At 40.7% G+C, this 17,440-nt stretch carries 14 protein-coding genes and 4 tRNA genes; 8 read left to right on the top strand and 10 right to left on the bottom strand.

The features are described 5' to 3' along the window. The first annotated feature begins 258 nt into the window (after nucleotides 1–258). Nucleotides 259–549 (top strand): hypothetical protein, encoded by a 291-nt coding sequence (locus MTP09_RS04375; RefSeq protein ID WP_243550786.1) that lies wholly within the window; start codon nucleotides 259–261, stop codon nucleotides 547–549. On the opposite strand, the gene MTP09_RS04370 is transcribed toward MTP09_RS04375, so the two are convergent. The 3 genes from MTP09_RS04370 to MTP09_RS04360 form a co-directional block, all read right to left on the bottom strand. Then, complete coding sequence (locus MTP09_RS04370) at nucleotides 527–2,560, bottom strand: site-specific recombinase (protein ID WP_243550785.1); 2,034 nt, start codon at nucleotides 2,558–2,560, stop codon at nucleotides 527–529. The two genes, MTP09_RS04375 and MTP09_RS04370, sit on opposite strands and share 23 nt — an antisense overlap. Nucleotides 2,561–2,578: 18 nt before the next feature. Further along, on the bottom strand, nucleotides 2,579–3,223 hold the full coding sequence (mtgA, locus tag MTP09_RS04365) for a monofunctional biosynthetic peptidoglycan transglycosylase (protein WP_243550784.1): 645 nt from the start codon (nucleotides 3,221–3,223) through the stop codon (nucleotides 2,579–2,581). Nucleotides 3,224–3,451: 228 nt separating this feature from the next. Then, nucleotides 3,452–4,498, bottom strand: coding sequence for an ABC transporter substrate-binding protein (locus tag MTP09_RS04360; protein ID WP_243550783.1), 1,047 nt, complete (start codon nucleotides 4,496–4,498; stop codon nucleotides 3,452–3,454). A gap of 46 nt (nucleotides 4,499–4,544) precedes the next feature. Between MTP09_RS04360 and MTP09_RS04355 the strand changes: the two genes are divergently transcribed. Next, nucleotides 4,545–4,618: transfer RNA gene (locus tag MTP09_RS04355), tRNA-Arg, on the top strand. A gap of 41 nt (nucleotides 4,619–4,659) precedes the next feature. Here the strand turns inward: MTP09_RS04355 and MTP09_RS04350 are convergent. Beyond that, nucleotides 4,660–5,259, bottom strand: a complete 600-nt coding sequence (locus MTP09_RS04350; RefSeq protein WP_243550782.1) for a type II toxin-antitoxin system HicA family toxin — start codon at nucleotides 5,257–5,259, stop codon at nucleotides 4,660–4,662. 107 nt (nucleotides 5,260–5,366) lie between these two features. Here MTP09_RS04350 and MTP09_RS04345 point away from each other — a divergent pair, with 107 nt between their 5' ends. Beyond that, nucleotides 5,367–6,584 (top strand): glycosyltransferase, encoded by a 1,218-nt coding sequence (locus tag MTP09_RS04345; protein WP_243550781.1) that lies wholly within the window; start codon nucleotides 5,367–5,369, stop codon nucleotides 6,582–6,584. Nucleotides 6,585–6,640: 56 nt separating this feature from the next. Here MTP09_RS04345 and MTP09_RS04340 read toward each other — a convergent pair whose 3' ends face one another. The 3 genes from MTP09_RS04340 to MTP09_RS04330 form a co-directional block, all read right to left on the bottom strand. Continuing rightward, the gene (locus MTP09_RS04340; RefSeq protein ID WP_243550780.1) at nucleotides 6,641–9,556 is read right to left on the bottom strand and encodes a M16 family metallopeptidase; all 2,916 of its coding nucleotides are present in this window, start codon (nucleotides 9,554–9,556) and stop codon (nucleotides 6,641–6,643) included. A 33-nt stretch (nucleotides 9,557–9,589) separates the two neighbouring features. Next, on the bottom strand, nucleotides 9,590–10,990 hold the full coding sequence (aspA, locus tag MTP09_RS04335) for an aspartate ammonia-lyase (RefSeq protein WP_243550779.1): 1,401 nt from the start codon (nucleotides 10,988–10,990) through the stop codon (nucleotides 9,590–9,592). 122 nt (nucleotides 10,991–11,112) lie between these two features. Then, a complete protein-coding gene (locus MTP09_RS04330; protein WP_243550778.1) occupies nucleotides 11,113–12,135 on the bottom strand; it encodes an N-acetylmuramoyl-L-alanine amidase in 1,023 nt (340 codons plus the stop codon). Between the two features lie 132 nt (nucleotides 12,136–12,267). Between MTP09_RS04330 and MTP09_RS04325 the strand changes: the two genes are divergently transcribed. The 4 genes from MTP09_RS04325 (at nucleotide 12,268) to MTP09_RS04310 (ending at nucleotide 13,324) form a co-directional block, all read left to right on the top strand. Next, nucleotides 12,268–12,352: transfer RNA gene (locus MTP09_RS04325), tRNA-Ser, on the top strand. Nucleotides 12,353–12,370: 18 nt separating this feature from the next. After that, nucleotides 12,371–12,445 (top strand) — tRNA-Pro (locus MTP09_RS04320). A 40-nt stretch (nucleotides 12,446–12,485) separates the two neighbouring features. Next, nucleotides 12,486–12,562 (top strand) — tRNA-Arg (locus MTP09_RS04315). Between the two features lie 66 nt (nucleotides 12,563–12,628). Further along, a complete protein-coding gene (locus tag MTP09_RS04310; protein ID WP_243550777.1) occupies nucleotides 12,629–13,324 on the top strand; it encodes an ABC transporter ATP-binding protein in 696 nt (231 codons plus the stop codon). A gap of 67 nt (nucleotides 13,325–13,391) precedes the next feature. Here the strand turns inward: MTP09_RS04310 and MTP09_RS04305 are convergent, their stop codons facing one another. Continuing rightward, a complete protein-coding gene (locus tag MTP09_RS04305; RefSeq protein WP_243550776.1) occupies nucleotides 13,392–13,778 on the bottom strand; it encodes an SRPBCC domain-containing protein in 387 nt (128 codons plus the stop codon). A gap of 32 nt (nucleotides 13,779–13,810) precedes the next feature. Here MTP09_RS04305 and MTP09_RS04300 point away from each other — a divergent pair, with 32 nt between their 5' ends. Then, nucleotides 13,811–14,416: an NUDIX hydrolase gene (locus tag MTP09_RS04300; RefSeq protein ID WP_243550775.1), complete on the top strand. Its 606-nt coding sequence runs from the start codon at nucleotides 13,811–13,813 to the stop codon at nucleotides 14,414–14,416. On the opposite strand, the gene MTP09_RS04295 is transcribed toward MTP09_RS04300, so the two are convergent. Then, complete coding sequence (locus MTP09_RS04295; protein WP_243550774.1) at nucleotides 14,413–15,687, bottom strand: UDP-N-acetylmuramoyl-tripeptide--D-alanyl-D-alanine ligase; 1,275 nt, start codon at nucleotides 15,685–15,687, stop codon at nucleotides 14,413–14,415. The genes MTP09_RS04300 and MTP09_RS04295 overlap by 4 nt on opposite strands. Nucleotides 15,688–15,748: 61 nt before the next feature. After that, complete coding sequence (gldJ, locus tag MTP09_RS04290; RefSeq protein WP_243550773.1) at nucleotides 15,749–17,353, bottom strand: gliding motility lipoprotein GldJ; 1,605 nt, start codon at nucleotides 17,351–17,353, stop codon at nucleotides 15,749–15,751. Between the last annotated feature and the right edge of the window lie 87 nt (nucleotides 17,354–17,440).

Below are 17,440 nucleotides of genomic sequence, written 5' to 3'. Positions count from 1 at the left end.
TTAAAGATTTTCAAAAGTATTAAAATTTAGCAATTATTAACAATCCAAAGGCAAATTTCTTTTTGAATACAGTCAATATTTTTCTGATAAAGCCAAAATAATGATGGATTTTGAAAACTAACCAAAAAACATAGAGCATGAGCAACCAATAAAGGAATCGATTCGTAAAGGATAGATTTCGGCTTTTCAATGGATTTTGATTATTCCTACCAGTGGCTTATAATTTTTTCTTAGGTTTGTAAACCCGAACATTTTCGAATGAAAAGAAAAAGAGAATACCAAAGTTCAGAAGTCGTGAAATCATTTGCGAAGATTTATGGTTTTGAGGAAAAACTGCTCGCTTTTGAGGTGAAAGATTTTCTCTCGGAATACTTGGACGATGCACTTTTCAGAGAAATCGGAGACGTGAATTTGAACGGCAAACTCCTTTCCATCAAAATAAAATCGTCTTTGCTGAAAAACGATTTCAGAATGCGGAAAACTTTTTTTCTAAAGAAATTTCAGGAAAAGTTCGGCAGCGAAAAAATTAGTGATCTTTTGGTTTTGTAGCGACCGTTTTTTCAACAAGCTCTTTTGCACTTTTATCCAGTTCCGAACGTAAAGGAATGAAAAACCTCAACGGATTTTTCATAAAATACCGCAGGATTTCCCGGTAAATCTCTTTCATATCGCCAAATTTCACCTGTCTTGACCTGAACGCCAAAATCATCGACAAGCCAAAGCTTACCGCAAAATTGAAAAAACCAATGAGGAAAACGGTAATAAAAGAAATCCAGAAAGCGTAATGGCTTACCGAAAATTCTTTACCGTAAAGACCGAGTGCAAAGTTCCCGGAAGCAAAAGTAATGTGTCGGATATCGAGATCTAGACCCAAGAAAAGTCCGACCGGTCCGGTTACCCCCAAGAAAATACCAAACCAGAAGTTGGAGACAATTCCCGCCCAGTTTTTCGAGTAATAATCGGAGATATTTTTAGAGATTCTTGCCCCAAAGAAATAATTGAGAGAAGGATTCTTGGCAATCCTTTCAGGAATTCTGTAAAACACCGAACTGTTGCCGATATTTCCAGAAATAATCCCTGAAAGAAAAAGGAAGAAACCTGCAATCGACGCATGAAAAATTGCCTTTGATTGGAAAGGGTCTAAATCAGTTAAGAGTTTCGCCGATTTGTCAAAAGCAAAGTTCTCTTTGAAAATAACGTCAACTCCATAAATAATAGCGAGCGCCACCGGAAAAGCGAGCAGCACATTTCCCATAAACGCAATAAACTGCGACTGGAAAACCTTGGAAACCAAGTGCGCAAAATCGACGTAATTCTTTCGGGTATTCTTCCCTTCGGAAAGCACTTTTGCCATCGTTGCAGCCGTCATTGCGGGCTGTTTCGTAGCCAGGGTATAATTCATCAGATAAATCATAATGAACCCCATCGCATAATTTAAAGCATAAAGAAATGCGTGCGAAAAATCACTTCCCGGAATATAGCTGTACAGCAGCTTCAGCACACAAAGTGCGCCCACAATCACTCCACCTCCACTCGCGCGTAGAAACATTTTCAGGTAATCCCTTCGCGTCGAGGTAATGTAATGGGAACCGGTTTCCGCGGTGTGGTTCGTAATCAGGTGCGAAATGAGCGTGGTACTGTCAGAAAATAATTCCGCAACATTGTTCTTGTGCGATTTATACTCCAGAATATTGAAAAACAACTGTTTGGAATTTTGCAGAGCATCTTCCTCTTTATCAATCACCAAAACCGCCAGAATATCATTAATCCTCGCAAGCTGCTGCCGAATTTTCAACAGGAACTGGTTAATCTTACCCGAAATACCGTACTTGCTTGAATTCTTAAAAGCTTCGCCCACGAAAGTGAAACACTGGGTCAGGTAAATCCGGATCTGCTTATAGTGCGGATCTTTTGAACTGAGCACAAAATCGGGGTTCTTTTGAAAATCTTTGGTTAGCGAATCGATCTCGTTCTGCATCGCGACAAAAGGGTTGTCAAGATTACGATAATTCGGAGCCATATTTACTACTTCCACATCGAGCGCGTTTCCTAAAGCCCGCCACGCCAAAATGTTCAGCGAGAAATACAGTTCTTTTTTTACAAATTTTTCACCGATAAAGCGGTCGATTCGCAGCAATCTGAAAAGCTCGTCTAACTGATCCTGATCCTGATTATGGAAAAATTCCAGGTCTTTTTTCGGACGCACCGAAATCGTATCGACCAAATACCAAACGGTTTGCTCATTCTCGATTGCCGGGAGAAATTTGTCAAGAAGCCGTTTCTTCAACTCGGGATAGAACGCATTTTCCGAAAGAATATTCGCCTCCGTCAACGAAAGGTTGAAAGGTTTACCTTTAAAAAGTTGATGAATATATTGAGAGAGGTTTTCTGTAATTTCGGGATTCTCTTTTAGAAAATCGAGAAATTCAGAAAAATATGCGTTCCTGATTGCAGGTAGCAGTTTGCGTATCGGTTCGGTGGAATCAGTCTCATTTCTGAAACTGAAATACTTCACACAAACACTGCGGAAATCCTCGGTATTTCGGAACTTAAACTCCATAGTTACCGCAAAGATAAATTATTTCAAACTGACATTGTTCATCTGCCGCATGATCCAGCTGTGTTTTTTGTTCAGATAAGCGGACGGATTCTTGGGATCATATTTCTTGGGATTCGGCAAAATGGTGGCAATCCACGCAGCTTCACTCTTGGTCAAATCCTTCGAATGTTTATTGAAATAATATTCCGAAGCCGCTTCAACCCCAAAAACGCCGCGTCCCATTTCGATGGAGTTCAGATATCTTTCAAGAATCACGTCTTTGCCCCAAATCAGCTCGATAATGAAGGTGTAAACTGCCTCCAAACCTTTTCTGATCCAGCTTCTTCCCTGCCAAAGAAAAATATTTTTTGCGGTTTGCTGCGAAATCGTACTTCCGCCCCGAAGTTTTTTTCCTGCATTGTTGTGTTTTACGGCTTTCTCGATTGCCTTGTAGTCAAATCCGTTGTGGTCGAAAAAAGTCTGGTCTTCGGCGGCAATGACCGCTTTTTTCACATTGTCGCCCATTTCGGCGTAGGAAACATAATCTCTTTTCAGCTTTCCAAATTCAAACAAACCGCCGATTTGCGTAATGGTGATGGGCGGATTGAAAAACTTACCCCAAACAATAAAGAGAATATTGGCGAGGACGATAAGATATATGATTTTTTTGATTTTCTTCCACATCTGAAGATAGTTTGAAATGTTTGATTGGGTTTGAAATTGTTCGATAACCATCCAAAACACGTAATAATTCAGCAAAAATAGGAATTTTGTCCGACAAGAATCCTAAGTTTTTTCATCAAGTAACTTAGTGAAACTTCAAAACTGAAACCTGAAATGCGAAGCATTCACGAACTCAAGTAAAAAAATAAATCAAATTGTGAGTAAACTTGAAACCTGAAACTCGCCACCTCAATGAAGTTCCTTCGTATAAGTCAATTCATAATTTGGTAAAAGTTCGGGATGGAAAATCTTTACATAATCCTTCAAAATTAAATCTGCGCGCACCACTCCGCTTTCAAAATAATCGTTCGCGTTTCCCTTTTCCCTTCCTGTGACCGTGTAGATTTTTCCTTTGTTAAAGACATTCATCTTAGCGTAATTGGGATTGATCTGCAACAGTTCCTTTTTGGTTTTGTGATTTCCCGCATTTACCCAGAATTCCGCTTTTTCAGCTTTTACGAAGACTTCCTCGAAACTCATGGGAACCGCTTTCGTTTCATCGTTTTCTGAATTGATGTATTGCGCATTCGCATCGGCTACAAACTGCGCGAAGTTGGTTTTCCCACCGGGAAGAAACCACTGGTTACCGTAAATTTCGTTGGTCAAGACAATCGGTTTTGTCGCTGATTTCCTTGCTAAAGTTTTTAAGGAATCGTAGCTTTTCTCAATTTCATTAAATCTTGAAACCGCCTTTTCTTCTTCATTAAAAAGTTTCCCGAAAACGATCAGGTATTTTGATTTTTGTAAAGGATTCTGTTCCAAAAATTCATCAAGAAAGATAATTTCGATTCCGTTTTTTTTGAGCAGTTCATAGGTGTTTTCAAAGCTTGCGATGTAATTGGTAAAGACTGCGTCGGGTTTCAGCGCGATGATTTTCTCGACATTATACTTTTGTTCGTTCCCGATATTGGTAATTTTCCCTTGATCGATCAGTTGATGAATTTTTTCCGAGTACACATATTCCGGACTTGAAATCCCGATGATTTTCTCTTCCAAACCGAGTTCAGTAAAGTAACCGACCAAACTTGCATTCAGCAGCATGACCTTCTGCAACGGCAATTTTTCTTTTGGAAATGAATAATTAAACTTTCCCGATTTCAGGTCAAAGGTGTTTTCGTTTTGTATAAACTGAAGATTTTCAGAGATTTTTTCCCAGTCGGTAACTGTTTTTGGGGTTTCTTTCTTGCAGGAAAAGATGAGGAGAAATGCAACAAATGCGAAAAAATAGGATTTCATTTCTCAAAGAAAGCAAAAAAGTGTTATATTTGCAAACCAAAAATCGGGGCTCGTGGCGCAACTGAATAGCGCATCTGATTACGGCTCAGAAGGTTACAGGTTTGAATCCTGTCGAGCTCACAAGAAACTTTGCACACGCTGCAAAGTTTTTTTTTGCAGAATTAAAGCAGATTTATTTCGGACAACTCCTTACCAATTTCCCGAATTCCTTTCTGAATTTCAGAAAGTCTTTTTTCAGAAGCTTTGGTTTTTCCGGTCGCATATTTTCTCATCATTACAGGACTAATTCCCAATCTGCGGCTCAACTCCGCGAAGTTCAGTTCCGGTAATTGTTTTCCGATACCCGCTAAATCGATTTCATAGACGAACTCTACTCCATTCTTATATTTCTCAACGAAATCAGTATCACCATCTTTTTCACATTCTTCCAAATGAAAAAGAAACGCCTGTTTCATATTCTCTTTCAATTCATCTAATGAAAATCCTGAAGAAACGACGATTCCTTCAATATTTTCGGTGTTTCCAAAATATTCTCCGTTGGATTTTCTTACCGTAACCTTAATTTTTTTCATTGCTTTCAATTTAAGTCCTGCCTGTTTTAAAATTGCATTAACCGTTCCAATTGATAAATCCTTTTTGGGATGCGGAACAGTAATTTTACCTTTCTTTTCCGGATGGCTGAAATGATGGTGACTTCCTTTCACCGCTTTTAAAGACCGATTGTCCCTGGTCAAAATTCTGATCAATTCTTTGCTATCCATGTTAGAAGTTTCAAACAAATATACGTTACATTTATGTAACCTAAAAATTTATTCATAAATAATTATTACCAAAATTGGAATTCCTTTACTTTTTCTATTTTTGAAACATGAAGCATCTCGTCATCATCGGCACCGTCTTTCCAGAGCCAGATTCCACCGCTGCAGGACAAAGAATGCTTCAGCTCATCGATTTTTTTCTGAGCGAAAATTACAGAATCTCGTTTCTATCGGCAGCTGCGGTTTCAGAAAACAGTTTTGATCTGAAATCCAAGGGAATCGACATTTATTCCATAAAATTAAACGACAGCTCTTTCGAGCAACTCATCGCAGAACTCAATCCACACACTGTGATGTTCGACCGTTTCACTACTGAGGAACAGTTTGGCTGGAAAGTTTCCGAGATTTGTCCAAATGCAGTGAGAATCCTCGATACCGAAGATTTGCATTTTCTGCGAAAAGCGCGTGAAATGAGCTTTAAACAACACAGAACAACCGAATATTCCGATTTGGTGAATGACATTTTTAAAAGAGAAATCGCGTCCATTCTAAGGTGTGATCTTTCTTTAATCATCTCCGAATTTGAATTCCAATTGCTTACCGAGCAATTCAGAATCGACCCTAAAATCCTCCACTATCTCCCTATGTTTGGGGAAACAAAAACTTCGGAAAGAACATTCACGGAGCGTAAAAACTTCGTGAGCATCGGCAATTTCCTGCACGAACCGAATTGGCAAACAGTTTTGAATCTAAAAAAAATCTGGCCAAAAATCCGCGGGAAACTTCCAGATTCCGAACTGCATATTTACGGAGCGTATGTTTCTGAAAAAGCACTGCAATTGCACAATGAAAAAGAGGGCTTCCTCATCAAAGGAAGGGCAGAAAAAAAGGAAACCGTTTTTTCAGATTACAAGGTTCTGCTTGCGCCGATTCCTTTCGGAGCGGGAATTAAAGGCAAACTTTTGGAAAGCATGGAATTTGGGATTCCTAATATTACTTCATCGATCGGTGCAGAAGCGATGAATGGAAACCTTTCCTGGAACGGCTTTATTTGTGATGAAGATGATGACTTTGTTGAAAAATCGATACTGCTTTACCAAGATGAAAATCTGTGGAAGGAAAAGCAAACAAACGGTTTTGAAATTATTCAAAATCGATTCAATCCAGGAAATCATCTTCCTAAATTTTCTTTGGTCTTGAATCAACTTTCCGAAAATTTAGAGCAACACAGATCCCACAATTTTCTCGGTCAGGTTTTGCAGCACCATACGCTTCAAAGCACCAAATATCTGGGGAAATGGATTGAGGAGAAGAATTCGAAAAAGTGAGTCAGACAAAAAAAGTGAAGCCGAAACTTCACTTTTTTTTAGGATTTCCCCAATTATCAATACCCGAAAATCTCTTCCAGCGTCACTTCATGGAAAGTTCCCATCTTGTTCATCGCGTCCATATCGAGGTTTTCTTTCTTCCCGATAATTGCGGTGTTGTATTGTAGTGGCTTTATCGTTGAATTGTAGTAATCGGTGAGGTCTTTCAAAGTCAGCTTTTCAATCTGTGAGTAGATATTCTTTCTGAAGTCGGTGCTGATTCCCAGTTTCTGCAGATTCAGCTGGCTGAAAAAGATATTGGTTCTCGTGATTCTTTGCGAAGCAATCTGCTTTAGTGCTGAATTTCTCGCATTTTCAAACTGCGCCGGAATTTGCGGAAGGTTCGCCATTAACTCATCCATTGCATTTACTGCTTGCGGAAGTTTGTTCGCCTGAGTTCCGATATAGGTCGTCACATAATCCGGGTGTTTCAACTCGTTGTTTGCGGCGTACGAAACATAGGCAGTGTACGCCAAACTCTTACTCTCGCGGATTTCCTGGAAAACAATCGAAGATAGCCCTCTTCCAAAATATTCATTAAAAACGTTGATCTTTCCAAAGTTTTCGGTATTCACGTCGCTTCCTCTTCCAATCTTGCTCATTTCGGTTTGCACCATATCGTAGTTGGTGAAGAAAACTTTACCCGTGGTTGCCGGTTCGGGATAAATCTTTCTTGCCGGAACTTTCAACGTTTCTTTTTCCACAAAGGATTTTGCATAATTTTTGAACTTTCCGAAATCGTTTCCGTAGAAGAAAATTTGGTACGGCATCTTCAACAGGTTCTGGATTTTCTGGGTCATTTCCACCGATTTAATGGAATTCAGTCGGTCTTTAGAAACCACATCCGTCATTCTCGAATCTTTGCCAAATTTGGCGTAGTTAGAGAGTGCGTTCATAATCCTGTTCTTGTCCTTCTTGGCAACTTCGCGGCTTTCAAGAATGGTCTGAACATAGTCAATGTAAACTTTTTCGTCCGGTTTTGCATTCTGCATCCAGTTTTTCAGTAACTCGATTCCTTTCGGCATATTTTCTTCAAGTCCGGTCAATGAAATGATCAGCTGATCAGGAGCGGTTCTGAAATCGTTGGTAATTCCCAATTTGAAGAATTCCTGCTTCAGCTGTTCCGGCGTCAGTTTGTCGGTTCCGAGATACTGCAAAACCTGTGTCGCCAAACCGAGCTCCTTGTCGTGGTCGCCACCAAATGGATAGATAAAGAAAACCTGCGCAACATCGTTGTACTTGTTGTTGACAAAGCTGGCTTTCTTGTCGCCGATTTTATCTGTTTTAATGGCTTTCGCGTAGTCCACAAACTGCGGTTTGATTTCGGCAGGTGTAATTCCCATCACTTCTTTCAGGAAAGGCGATTGTGCATCACGATTAATTTTCACAGGAGTAATCCCTGGATTTTCAACGCGCACGAGTTTGTCGTTCACGCCTTTTTCTTTCTTAATAACGACATAATTATCTTTAAAGAAATCGTTGGCAAACTTCACCACATCGGCTTTGGTGATTTTGGAATATTCGTTAAGTTCGTTCAGTTCATTTTCCCAAGATTGGTTTCCGATATAGGTTTGGTAAAGCGTTGTAGCAAGTCCATCAGCTGTTTCGAAACTCTTCATCCGTTGAATCTTCATGTCATTTACAATCGAAGGAATCAACCAGTCCGGGAAGTCGCCTTTCTTCACCAAATCTATTTGTTCGAGCAAAAGTTTTTTGGCATCATCCAAACTTTGGTCGTTTTTAGGAACAATCACCATCGAAAAATTTCCATAGTTTTTGAATGGAGAAGCGTAAGCAAATGCTCTCAACGCTTTTTGTTTTTGGTTAATGTTAAGGTCGATCAAACCAGATTCCCCCGAATTGGTCAAAATATTGGCGACCATATCTGCAAGACGCGCTCCGTTTGTTCCGTAGGAATCCGTTCTCCACGCTAACTGAAGTCGAGGTGCGGAAGGACTTTTCACAGTTCGCTCCACAATCTTGGTCATCGGTTCTTCGGTAATCGTTTCTTTCTTTGGAAGTTCGCTGAATTTGAATCCACCAAAATACTCATCCACCAATTTGATGGTCTTGTCGAAATCCAGATCGCCTACCAAAACCATTGCGTAATTGTTGGGAACGTAATAGGTGTCGAAATATTTATGAATCGCCACCATCGAAGGATTTTTCAGGTGGTCCGACTTCCCGATCGTGGTTTGCTGTCCGTTCGGATGTTTCGGAAACAGCGCGTCCATTAGCTCATAATTTACAAGTCGGCTGTCATTATCCTGCGCACGGTTGAATTCTTCATAAACCGCCTCAAGCTCAGTGTGGAACAATCGCAGAACAAGTTCAGAAAACCGCTCCTTCTCCACTTTGAGCCATTTTTCAAGCTCGTTATTGGGAATATTGTTTTTATAAACCGTTTCATCAAGCCAGGTGTGTGCGTTGGTTCCGGTTGCTCCCAAAGAAGAAATCGCTTTGTCGTATTCGTTTGCGATCGCGTACTTGCTCGCTTCCTGCGAAATCTCATCGATTTTTTTGTAGATGGCTTTTTTCTTTTCAGGATCTTTCTCGGCTTTGTGCTGCTCGTAAAGTTCCGAAATCTCGTCTAAGAGCGGTTTCTCTTTTGCCCAGTTTCCGGACGCGAGATTTGAGGTTCCTTTGAACATCATGTGTTCCAGATAGTGAGCCAATCCAGTGTTGTCGGCGGGATCGTTGTTGCTTCCCGTTCTGACCGGAATGTAGGTTTGGATTCTGGGAGCGTCGTCGTTTTTGGCGAGGTACACTTTCAATCCGTTTTTTAAGGTATAAATCCGAACTCCGTTTTTGTCGCCTTCCACGGTTTCGTAGGAATAGCCGGATTTGTCGGTAATTTGTCTGGTTTCAAATTTTTGTGCGCTGGTCATCAATAATGTTGCGGTTAAAGTAATGGTCGTTAAAATTTTCTTCATTAAGTTCCTTTTAGAGTGAGCAATTTTTTTATTTTAAAAATGATGTGGATTCAACATATTTGCAGGATCAAGAATTTCGTCGAGTTTCTCCTGAGAAAGCACGCCTTTTTCAAGAACGAGATCGTAAACACTTTTTCCGGTTTCCAAAGCTTCCTTCGCAATTTCCGTTGAATTTTTGTACCCGATGTACGGATTGAGTGCGGTAACAATTCCGATGCTGTTCTTCACCATATTCAGGCAAACGTCTTTATTAGCAGTGATTCCTTTAATACATTTTTCACGTAATGTGTCGATCGCATTACCGAGGAAAATATTACTTTCCATGATGGCGTGCGAAAGAACCGGCTCCATCACGTTCAGTTGAAGCTGTCCCGCTTCGGAAGCGAAAGTCACCGTCAAATCATTTCCAATCACTTTATAGCAAACCTGATTCACCACCTCTGGAATTACAGGATTTACTTTTCCGGGCATAATCGAAGAACCTGGCTGCATCGGTGGCAGATTGATTTCGAAGAATCCTGCTCTCGGTCCTGATGAAAGCAAACGGAGGTCGTTGCAGATTTTTGAAAGCTTCACGGCAAGTCGCTTCATTGCCGATGAATAGATGACGTAAGAACCGGTATCAGGAGTTGCCTCGACCAAATTAGGTGCGGAAACAATTGGAAATCCGCTGATCTGGGCTAAATTTTTGGCGCACAATTCTGCGTAACCAACCGGTGCGTTTAAACCCGTTCCAATCGCAGTTGCACCCATATTGATTTCTACGAAAAGATTAGCGTTGGCGTTGAGTTTGGAAATATCTTCTTCAAGATTGGCTGCATATGCTTCGAACTCCTGTCCCAAAGTCATCGGAACTGCGTCCTGAAGCTGGGTTCTTCCCATTTTGATCACATTAGAAAACTCCTTCCCTTTTTCGCGGAACGCTGCAACGATTTTCTTCAGTTTTTCAACCAGCTCAATATTCATATTCAGCAACGCGATCTTGATCGAAGTTGGGTAAGCATCATTTGTTGACTGAGAAAGGTTGATATGGTCGTTTGGCGAGCAAAACTGATAATCGCCTTTTTCCTTGCCCAGTTTTTCCAGAACACGGTTTGCGATCACCTCGTTCGCATTCATATTAACGGAAGTTCCTGCACCTCCCTGAATCATATCGATAGGGAATTCGCCGTGAAGTTTTCCTGCAACCAGTTCATCACAGGTTTCAGCAATTTTTAGGTAAAGCTGCTCATCGAGCATTCCTAATTCGTAATTGGTTTTTGCGGCGGCTTTTTTGACCATTCCCAATGCTGCAATAAAATGGGGGTATGACGAAAGATGCTGCCCTGAAATTTTGAAATTATCGATCGCACGCTGAGTCTGGACTCCGTAATAGGCATTTGCCGGAACCTGCAGCGTACCCAGCAAATCGCTTTCATTTCTGAAATTTTCCATAAAATAAATTTGATGAAAAGATAAGATTAAAAAGTGGATTTCTAAAATTGACTTTATTAATGGCTATACTAAAAACGGACGATTTGTTCGCCCGAATTTAACTGATAATCTGTGATTTATGACTACTTGTTGGGATACTTTTGATTCAATGCCTGCAAAATCGCCCAGGTTTCAGCATCCACAACGCCGTCGTATTTCTCCGGTCGGAAATGGTATTGGAACGCCTCAATGGTTTTCTTGGTCGCGTCGTCCACCATTCCTGAAGGTTGCAGATCATATCCAAAAGTCTTGAAAGCTGCCTGAACCTTAAACACAAACGAAGGAACCGTCATCTGCAAGGTGTAATCTTCAAGCTGAGCCGCAGCATAGAAATTTTGCTTGGTAGCTTCGTCGTACCACATACCGATTTGGTAATCGTCGTAAAGTTTCTTCCATGGAAATTTCGGTCCCGGATCCTGTTTTCTCGTCGGAGCAATATCGGAATGTGCCAAAATATTGGTTGGAGGAATCATATAACGTGTTGCAATATCTTTCACCAAAGCAGCAACTTTCTTTATTTGATGATTATCGAAATCGGGGAAGATTTTTGCTCCCGAAGCATCAGTTTTATAGCCGTCGTTCACAATCTCAATTCCGATCGATGTGTCATTCAGCATTTTGTCGTTTCGCCATGCGCTTACTCCCGCGTGATAAGAACGTTTGTTTTCATCAACCAGTTGGTAGATTTCGCTATCATTTTTGTTATTCACCAAATAATGCGAACTCACCGACTGCTGCGTCAAAACTGAAACCGATTTCTCGTCATTAAGTGCGGTATAATGCAGAATAATATATCGCTGTCTAAAATTTTGCGCCACTGCTGGAAAAAAGGTTTTTACAACGTGGTAACCTCTGGGAGCTGCAGAAACGATCGACCCGTAGCTTATCGTATTGTCATTTTTGGTTGGATCAGAAATATTGGTTTTGAAGAAATCGTATTCTCCGATATGTTGAACGGGTGGCTTTGTTGGTTCCGTCAGATTCTGTGCAGGTTTTACGTTAGTGACCGTCGTTTTACTTTTTGGGTTGGTCGCCTGAACTGGCTTTTGGGATCCGCAGGAAATAATGAAAAAACTTAAGCCGATGAAATATAAGGATTTACGCATTGTACGATCGTTATTGTGTTTAATCTCCCAAAAATACGAAAAAATTTAAGTAAAAAGTTTTGGTTAATAGTGAAAACTGTTTTATATTTGCACTCGCAATTACAGAAAAGAAGTTCTTATAAAAATTGCAAAGGAGGGTTGCCGGAGTGGTTAACGGAGCAGTTTGCTAAACTGTCGACCCGCAAGGGTCGCGTGGGTTCGAATCCCACACCCTCCGCAACCTTTGGACAATTTTCGGGGCGTAGCGTAGTCCGGTCATCGCGCCTGGTTTGGGACCAGGAGGTCGCAGGTTCGAATCCTGCCGCCCCGACTTTTTGAGAATTCCTTCGGGAATTTTTTTTTACCATTATGGGTGCGTAGCTCAGCTGGATAGAGCATCTGCCTTCTAAGCAGACGGTCATAGGTTCGAATCCTATCGCGCTCACCAAACCTCGCAATTGCGGGGTTTTTTTTGTTTCAAATAATGTACATTTGCAGTTCAATCCATAGAACCATGTCCCTCCAAATTATCAATCTGACTAAGAAATTCGGTGAACAAACCGCGCTGAACCAGGTCAATATCGAAATTATTAATAACGAAATTATCGGACTGCTCGGACCAAACGGTGCCGGAAAATCTACCCTGATGAAGTCGGTATGCGGCGTGATCAAAGTTGACGAAGGCGAAATCATCTTTAATGGCAAAAATATTTCGGAAAACGAAATTGAAGCTAAGAAGAATATCGGTTTCCTGCCGGAAAACAATCCGCTTTACCAGAATATGTATGTGAAAGAGTATCTTAACTTTGTTGCAGAAATCCACAAAATACCGAAAGAGAGAATCGACGAAGTCATCGAGCTGGTCGGAATTACCCCAGAGAAATCCAAGAAAATCTCGCAACTCTCGAAAGGATACAAACAGCGTGTAGGTCTGGCTCAAGCGATTTTACATTCACCTGATTTATTGATTCTCGACGAGCCAACCAACGGACTCGATCCTAACCAAATTATTGAAATCCGAAACGTGATCCGCGAAATTGGGAAAGAGAAAACCGTGATCCTTTCAACGCACATCATGCGGGAAGTCGAGGCGCTTTGTTCCAGAGTGATCTTAATTCACGAAGGAAACATTATCCAGGACTCGCCAATTGATGAATTTAAAGGCAAATACGACAGTTTGGAAGAGGCGTTCGCAAGTTATACCCATTAACTTTAACCCAAATAAAAATCCCGAAACTTTTGATCGTTCCGGGATTTGTTATTTTTGAGAAAATCTCTTACAATTTTTCGATATTGTCGGTCAAGGAATTGATGAAATTCTGTAATGGCTTCTCTACCATCATTTTGATAAACGGATTGAAGTTCCCGTCGAAAAGCAGCTGAATTTCGGTCTGTGAATCACTAACCGGAGCCATTGTTCCGCGCAAAGCGAAATCCAGACTTGAGCTTGCGGATTTCAACACCACTTGGCTGTCTGTAACCTCCTCGATTTTCAGTGCGATTTCCGGCATTCCCTTCAAGCTGAACTTAAAACCATTGTCGCGGGTCTCAAAACTTTGCAGCGACTCCGGCATCAGCGTTTTGTAGTCTTCGGGTTTATTCAGCATTTCTACAAGTTCCGCTACTGATTTATTCACAATGATTTTTCGTCCTTCTAAATTCATTTTTATATTTTTGTAAAATTAAAGTGCTGCAAATGTATAAAGTTTTTGTCAATGAAAAAAAATTAACATTGAGTAAATACCCGGAAGAAATGGAAAAAAAATTACGTTTCGAGGGATTTGCAACTTTGGAAATTGCAGTGGATCTGCTGGAAAACACTTCCTGCCCGGAACTTAATGTGTATGGTGAAAACATCGACGATATCTGGGAAGATTTTACCCATATTTTTAAAGTGGTAGAAGCTGCAGGCGGCGTTGTGAGCAACAAAAACGGCGAAGTTCTCTTTATCCACCGGTTGGGAAAATGGGATCTGCCGAAAGGAAAAATTGAAAAAGGGGAATCCGAACAGCAAGCCGCGATCCGTGAAGTGGGCGAAGAGACGGGACTCCAAAACCTGATGGTGGAGAAATTTCTGAACAACACCTTCCACATCTATACCGAGCGAAACGGCGACAAAATCCTTAAAACTACGTACTGGTTCAAAATGACTTCGGTAGGTGACGAAGTTCCGAAACCGCAAACCGAGGAAGGAATTTCGCAGGTATCATGGAAAAACGAACAGCAGATTAGGGACGAAGTTTTCCCTTCGACTTTCGAAAATATCAAACTGATTCTGAACGAATATTGGGAATCTTTCTAACTGATAAAATCCAAGACTTTTTCGAGCGCGATTCCGCGGGAAGCTTTTAGCAGAACGTTTTTGGAATCAATTTTCTTTTCTTTCAGATAATCCGCGAGTTCCGATGAACTGGCGAAAGAAGCTGATTCTGAATTTACTGCTTTGAAAAATTTGCCTACGGTAATAATTTCGTCAAAATTTAGGGAATTGGCTAATTGCAAAATATTGTGGTGTTCATTTTCAGATTCATCACCCAACTCCAACATATCGCCGATAATGATGGTTTTTGAACCCTCAAATTTGCTGAAATTTTTTAGCGATTCCGTCATCGAACTTGGATTGGCGTTGTAAGTATCGAGCACGAAGGTTTTGCCATTTTTTTCCAAAATCTGCGAACGCATATTCGTTGGCGTATAATTACTGATTGCTTTCTTGATTTCGTTAAAGTTTAAACCAAAATGAAATCCCAGCGAAGCTGCCGCACAAAGGTTGGTGAAATTATAATTACCGGTCAATTTCGACTGAGCGATTTCTCCGTCGTGAACCAGACCCACAAAATTATTGTCGGAAAATTCTTCAAAAGAATAATCCGAAGTCTCTTTACCAAAGGTAATTTTATTGGAATAATCCACCGTTTTTTCAAGCTGGATCGGATCATTTTCGTTGACGAGAATGGTTTGGGAATTCCCCATCAAGTAATCGTACAATTCAGATTTTCCTTTGATCACTCCTTCAAATCCGCCAAACCCTTCCAAATGCGCTTTCCCGAAATTGGTGATATAACCAATGTTGGGTTTTGCAATTTTGCAGAGCATTTCGATTTCCTTCTGATGATTTGCGCCCATTTCCACAACAGCGATTTCGTGCTCCGGCTTTATGGAAAGCAGCGTTAAAGGAACTCCGATATGGTTGTTGAGATTTCCGAAAGTGTACTGTACCTTATATTTCTCTGAAAGCACGGCGTGAATAATTTCTTTGGTAGTCGTTTTTCCGTTACTTCCCGTCAATGCAATAATTGGGATGTTTAGCTTTTCACGGTGAAACGTTGCAAGCTGCTGCAGAAAATCAAGAGTGGAGGGAACATAAAAGATATTTCTTTCGGTGTTTTCAAATTCCTTCTGCTCCACAATTACTGCGAGTGCGCCTTGATTGATGGCTTCTTCTGCCAAAGTTGCAGCATTGAAATTCTCGCCCGAAAAGGCGAAGAATATATCGTTGTTTTCAATTTTCCTGCTGTCGATGGTTACCTTTGAGCCCTTTAATAACAAAGGATAGAAACTTTCTGCATTCATGGTTCAAAAATAAAAAAATCCTTCTGCAAGTGAGAAGGATTTTGAAAATATTTTAGATTGATTATCTTTTCGTTCTGCCTTTTCCGGTAGATTTCGCATCCTGTGCAACACGGAAGCCAACCCATCCGAAAGATTTGCCCTCATCACGGAATCTCCTTTGTCCCGGATCCAGCCAGTAAGCACCGTCCAGCCAAGAACCACCTTTGATTACTCTAACTTCGTTTGTAATTCTCGTCGTTCTGGATAGCGGATCTTTTTGGAGGATTACCCTACCGTTTCCATCCACGATAAATCTTTTCTGTTTTGAGTTGTACATGTTGTAATCTACGGTTGTACTGTCTTCGCCTCTTCCATAACCTGCATCAAGAGAGGACTGGAAATCACCGTCTCTGAAATTTTTGTTATCGGCTACTATCACTCTTTCGTACTGACCAGGAAGTCCTCTGTACACAGCTCTTCCATCAGCTAAGGTATCATAAGTTGGTTTTTCAATTTTCTTGAAGGTACCATCAGCATTCTTAACCACTTCTCTTGACACATTTCCGCGGTAGTAATTGAAGTCACTTGCTTCATCGTCAATAATTGGTCTGTAAACATCTGCAGTCCATTCTGCTACGTTACCAAACATTCCGTAAATACCGAGGTTGTTGGATGGGTATTGTTTAACATCTGAAGTCGTAGGAGAACCGTCATTTTTCCAGCCCGCAACTCCTGAGTAGTCACCTCTACCCTGTTTGAAGTTTTCAAGGTACATTCCTCTCTGTCTTCCTTTCTTACCTTTCAGAGTCTCAATTTCCGGTTTTTTATTTTGGTATAGGTTATATTCCCGGTCTTTTTGAAGTCCGAGAGCAGCAAATTCCCATTCAACTTCTGTTGGGAGTCGGAATTTCTCTACGATTCCTGCAGTTGCATTTCTGTTTGCCGCAGCGATTCTTTGGTTGCTGGTTTTGATACCGGTTTTTTGCTGAAGACGTTGTTTGTTAACATAAGCTTCGATTTCTGGATCATTTGCCTTAAATTTATCTAAGCTGAATGAATTCGCTCCCTGATTGTTGGCATCATTGGAGTAGAAATCCTTTGAGATTACCCCTTGTTCCATCAACGCTTTTTCATTTGCTCTGTCAGTAAGCCAATCGCAATATCTTGATGCCTGAAGCCAAGACACCCCAACTACAGGATAATAATCAAACTCCGGACTTCTGAAGTAAGTTTCTGCAAAGTCATTTCTCGAAAGCTTGTTGTTCCAAACCAGCGTATCAGGAAGTGCACCAGTGTAAATATCTTTGAAATTTGGGTCTGAAGATGGAAAAACAAATTTCAGCCAGGTTACGTACTCTCTGTATTCATAGTTTGTTATTTCGGTCTCACCGATAAAGAATGAGCTTACCTGCATTCTTCTGGGAGTATTATTCCAGTCGTGCATCACGTCATCTTTCACAAGTCCCATTGTGAAAGTTCCACCTTCTACATACACCATTCCCGGCCATCCTTTCTGTTTTTGTTGCTTCCCGGTAAAAAACCAACCTTTCTGGTCATTTGGCTTCCAACCAGTTTTGCTGGTAAAACGCTTCGTTCCGCCGCCATTTTTGGTGCCTCCGCCACCGCAACTCACGAGAAGAATTGAGGCGCCAAGCGTCAATAGTGTAAACAACTTAAGTTTATTCATAGTTGATATAAATATTTACAAAGTACAAAGAAAAAATAAATTCTCTAATAAATCAAATTTATATATTGATTTTTTTGGAAAACGTTA

The organism is Chryseobacterium suipulveris (assembly GCF_022811685.1).
GTDB lineage: Bacteria > Bacteroidota > Bacteroidia > Flavobacteriales > Weeksellaceae > Kaistella > Kaistella suipulveris.
This window is presented reverse-complemented; position numbering and strand designations above follow the sequence as displayed.

Excerpts from the sequence above, each read along its gene's own strand:
- MTP09_RS04375 (WP_243550786.1), top strand. The coding sequence starts at position 259 with ATGAAAAGAAAAAGAGAATACCAAAGTTCAGAAGTCGTGAAATCATTT.
- MTP09_RS04370 (WP_243550785.1), bottom strand. The coding sequence starts at position 2,560 with ATGGAGTTTAAGTTCCGAAATACCGAGGATTTCCGCAGTGTTTGTGTG.
- mtgA (WP_243550784.1), bottom strand. The coding sequence starts at position 3,223 with ATGTGGAAGAAAATCAAAAAAATCATATATCTTATCGTCCTCGCCAAT.
- MTP09_RS04360 (WP_243550783.1), bottom strand. The coding sequence starts at position 4,498 with ATGAAATCCTATTTTTTCGCATTTGTTGCATTTCTCCTCATCTTTTCC.
- MTP09_RS04350 (WP_243550782.1), bottom strand. The coding sequence starts at position 5,259 with ATGGATAGCAAAGAATTGATCAGAATTTTGACCAGGGACAATCGGTCT.
- MTP09_RS04345 (WP_243550781.1), top strand. The coding sequence starts at position 5,367 with ATGAAGCATCTCGTCATCATCGGCACCGTCTTTCCAGAGCCAGATTCC.
- MTP09_RS04340 (WP_243550780.1), bottom strand. The coding sequence starts at position 9,556 with ATGAAGAAAATTTTAACGACCATTACTTTAACCGCAACATTATTGATG.
- aspA (WP_243550779.1), bottom strand. The coding sequence starts at position 10,990 with ATGGAAAATTTCAGAAATGAAAGCGATTTGCTGGGTACGCTGCAGGTT.
- MTP09_RS04330 (WP_243550778.1), bottom strand. The coding sequence starts at position 12,135 with ATGCGTAAATCCTTATATTTCATCGGCTTAAGTTTTTTCATTATTTCC.
- MTP09_RS04310 (WP_243550777.1), top strand. The coding sequence starts at position 12,629 with ATGTCCCTCCAAATTATCAATCTGACTAAGAAATTCGGTGAACAAACC.
- MTP09_RS04305 (WP_243550776.1), bottom strand. The coding sequence starts at position 13,778 with ATGAATTTAGAAGGACGAAAAATCATTGTGAATAAATCAGTAGCGGAA.
- MTP09_RS04300 (WP_243550775.1), top strand. The coding sequence starts at position 13,811 with ATGTATAAAGTTTTTGTCAATGAAAAAAAATTAACATTGAGTAAATAC.
- MTP09_RS04295 (WP_243550774.1), bottom strand. The coding sequence starts at position 15,687 with ATGAATGCAGAAAGTTTCTATCCTTTGTTATTAAAGGGCTCAAAGGTA.
- gldJ (WP_243550773.1), bottom strand. The coding sequence starts at position 17,353 with ATGAATAAACTTAAGTTGTTTACACTATTGACGCTTGGCGCCTCAATT.